A 1454-nucleotide genomic window follows, 5' to 3' on the forward strand; every position below is an offset into this window, starting at 1 on the left:
GGCTTCACAACCCACCTTCACAGGCTTACAGAACGCTCTCCTACCACGTGCAATAAATTGCACATCCGCAGCTTCGGTAACTGGCTTAGCCCCGTTACATCTTCCGCGCAGGACGACTCGATCAGTGAGCTATTACGCTTTCTTTAAATGATGGCTGCTTCTAAGCCAACATCCTGACTGTTTTAGCCTTCCCACTTCGTTTCCCACTTAGCCAATTTTAGGGACCTTAGCTGGCGGTCTGGGTTGTTTCCCTCTTGAGTCCGGACGTTAGCACCCGGTGCTCTGTCTCCCAAGCTGTACTCTGCGGTATTCGGAGTTTGCATAGGTTTGGTAAGTCGCCATGACCCCCTAGCCTAAACAGTGCTCTACCCCCGCAGGTAATACTTGAGGCACTACCTAAATAGTTTTCGGAGAGAACCAGCTATTTCCAAGTTTGTTTAGCCTTTCACCCCTATCCACAGCTCATCCGCTAGTTTTGCAACACTAGTCGGTTCGGACCTCCAGCACCTGTTACGGTACCTTCATCCTGGCCATGGATAGATCACTTGGTTTCGGGTCTACACCCAGCGACTATTCGCCCTATTCGGACTCGATTTCTCTACGGCTTCCCTATTCGGTTAACCTCGCCACTGAATGTAAGTCGCTGACCCATTATACAAAAGGTACGCAGTCACCCTTGCGGGCTCCTACTTTTTGTATGCATGCGGTTTCAGGATCTATTTCACTCCCCTCCCGGGGTTCTTTTCGCCTTTCCCTCACGGTACTTGTTCACTATCGGTCGATTACGAGTATTTAGCCTTGGAGGATGGTCCCCCCATATTCAGACAGGATTTCACGTGTCCCGCCCTACTCTATTCGCGCCTAGTTCCACAATCTGCATTTCTCATACGGGGCTATCACCCGCTGTGGCCGGACTTTCCATTCCGTTCTGATATACAAACTGCTAAAACGCGAGGGCTACTCCGATTTCGCTCGCCACTACTTTCGGAATCTCGGTTGATGTCTTTTCCTCGAGCTACTGAGATGTTTCAGTTCACCCGGTTCGCCACAATGACCTATGTATTCAGTCAGAGTTACTCCTTGCGGAGTGGGTTTCCCCATTCGGAAATCTCCGGATCAAAGCTAATTTGCCAGCTCCCCGAAGCTTATCGCAGGCTATCACGTCCTTCGTCGCCTGTAATCGCCAAGGCATCCACCACATGCACTTAGTCACTTGACCCTATAACTTTGACAGCGCTGACTGCACTGTCGTCAAGGACTCAATTCAGATCCGCAGATCCAAACTGTTTTTGAGTATTCACGCGTTACGCCGTTCTTCATACCTAATCAATTTCTTGCTTAGTTGAAGTCTATGTTTGACGCAATCAAAATCATTGTTAGCGGCACGGTGCGTCAGGAGACGCTTTCCGCTAACAACGCTGATTCGACTCTACAAATTGTTAAAGAACAACAGC

2 rRNA genes (both running past the window's edge) are annotated in these 1454 nt (G+C 49.5%); both read right to left on the reverse strand.

Going from position 1 to position 1454, the window contains the following annotated elements:
• Positions 1 to 1219 (reverse strand): 23S ribosomal RNA (locus ACS5PN_RS31215); it reaches 1759 nt to the left of the window's first position.
• A 175-nt stretch (positions 1220 to 1394) separates the two neighbouring features.
• Positions 1395 to 1454 (reverse strand): 16S ribosomal RNA (locus ACS5PN_RS31220); it runs 1532 nt beyond the window's last position.
• Together the 16S and 23S rRNA genes form the textbook arrangement of a ribosomal RNA operon.

Origin of the sequence: Roseateles sp. NT4, from assembly GCF_051857475.1 — a bacterium.
Classification (GTDB): domain Bacteria; phylum Pseudomonadota; class Gammaproteobacteria; order Burkholderiales; family Burkholderiaceae_C; genus Pelomonas.